Annotated in this window: 1 protein-coding gene; it reads right to left on the minus strand. The window is 62.0% G+C overall.

Annotated features, from left to right (window positions below; all coding sequences use genetic code 11):
• Positions 1-20: 20 nt before the first annotated feature.
• On the minus strand, positions 21-3,131 hold a 3,111-nt coding region (locus K8I01_00030; GenBank protein MBZ0218812.1), incomplete at its 5' end, for a T9SS type A sorting domain-containing protein.

Raw genomic sequence — 3,131 nt, forward strand, 5'->3', positions numbered from 1 at the left:
CTTAGCCCCCGTGGTTGGTTTTACTTAACGATGCTGATGGTGGTTGTGACAGTCTGACCGTTAACGGTGGCTACCACGGTGTAGGTGCCGCTGGCCAGCGGTGCTGCCGGGAGGTCCACCGTGCTGACGCCCTGCGGCAGGGTGCCGCTGTAGAGCCTGGCAACGGTCTTGCCCTGCATGTCAACCACGGCGATGTCGGCGGTGCCGGCGTCGGCAAGCTGCAGCGTGACCACGGCGGTGGTCCGCACGGGGTTCGGCTGCACGCTCTCGATGCTCAGCAGCGTGCCGTCAGAGCCTATAAGCACTTCCACGATGCCGCTGCGCGACTGCGAGCCGTCACGGTCGGCGCTCACAAGGCGGTACTGGTAGAGGCCACTGCTGAGGTCACGGTCCACAATGCTGTAGTCACGACGCTCGGTGCTGCTGCCGGCGGCGGCAACGGTGGCAACCGTGCTCCAGGCGGCGGCGTCACCGGCGGTAACATCGTCGGCACGACGGCGCTCGACGGCAAAGTGGTCGGCATTCTGCTCACTGGCCGTGGACCAGAACACGTCGGCATCGCTGCCGCGGCCACGGGCGTCAAAGCTCAGCAGTTCCACAGGCACTACCGTGCCGCCGTTGGTTTCAAAGAAGTCAATCACGCCGCGAAGCACACGCTCCACACCCGTGAAGGCACCCGTGCGACCGTAGTGACGCCAGTCCACGCCCAGGAACACTCTGTTGGAGGTCAGCGAGGCGGTGGCACTGCCGGCAATCGAGTCGGTGGTGCTGCGGTCACCTTTTTTGTAGCTGTACGAGGCCAGGGCTATGCCCGGTGTGGTGCCGTCAGAGTAGAGCTTCACAAGCGCCGGCTGCGGCGAGGCGTCACCGGCATAGCTCGTCTTGCTGATGGTCTCCTCGGTGTTGCGGGCGATGCCACGACCAACGATCTTCTTGCCGTCATAGTTCGGCGTCAGCGGTGTGCCCGGCGCCTGATGGGCGGCGCGCAGCACCGTGTGCACGAAGTTCTCGTCTGCGGCAATGCTGTTGCCGATGTGCTTCCGCGTGGGCTCCTGACTGCCTACGGCCAGGTTCTTCTTGTCACGCGAGGTGCCGGCTGCTACAAAGTTGCGCAGGTCGTTACGCTCGCTGATGCTGAAGCCGTTCTGGTCGTGCGACCAGAATAGCGTACGGTAAATCGTGTAGTCCACGGCGCGCGGCTCCCAGGCCGAGCGGTCCATGACGTCGTAGCTGAACATCATGCCCGCAGGGTTGTTGTAGAAGCCAAGGTCGTTTAAGCCCTTCAGCAGACTGTCGCTGTTAAGGCGGGCGGCAACTTCGTTGGACGTCGAGTTGGCATCAAGGACGGTGCCGACGTTGCGGCCAGAGACGATGATGCTGGTAAGCGCACGCTTGATGAAGAAGCGCAGCACCTTGCTGACGCTGTTGTTGGCATTGTTCTGGTCATTCGGCGTGGTAACTTCTACGCGGTAGCGCGGCGTTACGTTCAGGCTCATGGCACTGAAACGGCCCGGTACGGCATAGGTCGGCAACTGCTGGTAGGTCTGCGGCGTAAAGCCCTGGATGCCAAAGGTAATGTCGGCACTGGCACCGCTGTTAAGATCCAGCTTGTAGGTACGGTCCACAACAGGATTGGCATTCCACTGCGGCACCGACAGGTTGTTGTTGTTGCTCACAGGGCTCTCCAGCCAGATGCGCACACGGATGTCGGCACCCGTACGCGGCAGTCCGCCGTTGTTGCGGATGCGTGCCGAGACGTCAACAGGGGCGGCCGTCATGATGTACTCGGCATCGCTGGTGATGCCGCTGCTGGCCTTGTACGACTTCGGACTCAGAATGTCGATGCTCTCAAGGTCGCTGACGTAGCTCCGGCCGTCAAACTCATCGGCACCTATGTCGTAGCCCAGGCCGGCGGCGCCGCGCGTCTGTCCGTCAATGTCGGTCTTCACCGATGACAGACGGATGCCGCGGTCGTTAAGAACAGAGCCGATTGGCGGCTGCGGCGTGATCTTCACGCGCAGTTTCTGTGCCGGGGCGACTCCCTGATATTCAAATTCACTGACAAAGTTGCCCGTAACGCTGCTGATGTCCTGACCCGTCCAGTTACGCCACTGGTCCATGGTCAGAAACTCGTCCGGCGTGCCTTCCCAGACAACTTCGCTGCCGGCGCTGATCTCCATCATGTAGGCTACCGAGCTCTGCGGCGTATAGTAGGCGTTGTAGTTCGACACCAGGGCCGCAGGGGCGCCGCTGCCCAGATACCATGTGTTAACCTTCTGGTTGCGGAACATCGTGCCCTGGTAGAGTAAACCCGCATGGACACTCTGGCTGGCCGTGGAGGAGCCCAGCATGGCGATGGCGTTGTTGACCACGACGGTACCGTTACCGTGCTGAACGGCGATACCGGCAATCATGCTGCTGGTGCTCTGCACCTTGTCATCGGTCATCACCACCGTGTTGTTGGCCACCGTGTCTCCACGCGTGAAGTAGTCGGCAGAAGCCGGCGTCTCCAGCGAGGCACCGTTGCGACCCGTCAGAAGGTGGATGCCGCCAAGGTTGCCCATGGTGCTGCCCCGTGACAGACCCCAGACCGTGTTGCCCGTCACCAGCGTACGCTCGGCCGACGACGGTGCGTAGTACATCCCGCCGGAGGCCGACACCGACTGGTAGGCGTTGCGCACCTGCTCGATGACGATGCCGCGGCTCATGTAGGTGCCACGGATGCCACTGATCTCGTTGCCCGAGACCACGGCGTTCTGCACGTTGTACTGGTTAACACCGCCAAGGAGGATACCCATGGCATCGTCGGCGGCAGGGGCTCCCTGCACCGCAGCACCGTCCTTGCCCGCAACTTCTGAGCTGCTGCCCACACCGTAGATGCGGTTGCCCTTAACCTGCAGCTTGTCCTGATAGCCCGCGGCAATACCGGCACGGCCGACATCATAGATCACGTTGTGGTTGATTTGGGTGCCCGTGCTGTAGTACGGACGAAACTCGTTGACACCGCCCTTGAGCAGCGTGCCGATACCTAAGGAGACGATACCGTAGCCAAAGCCGCTGATCTCGTTGCCGCTGTATTCGTTGCCGCTGCCGGCTGTGGTGTCCAGACGCTCAGAGTTGTTGCCCGTGAT

The organism is Deltaproteobacteria bacterium, assembly GCA_019912665.1.
Lineage (GTDB): Bacteria > Desulfobacterota > GWC2-55-46 > GWC2-55-46 > GWC2-55-46 > UBA5799.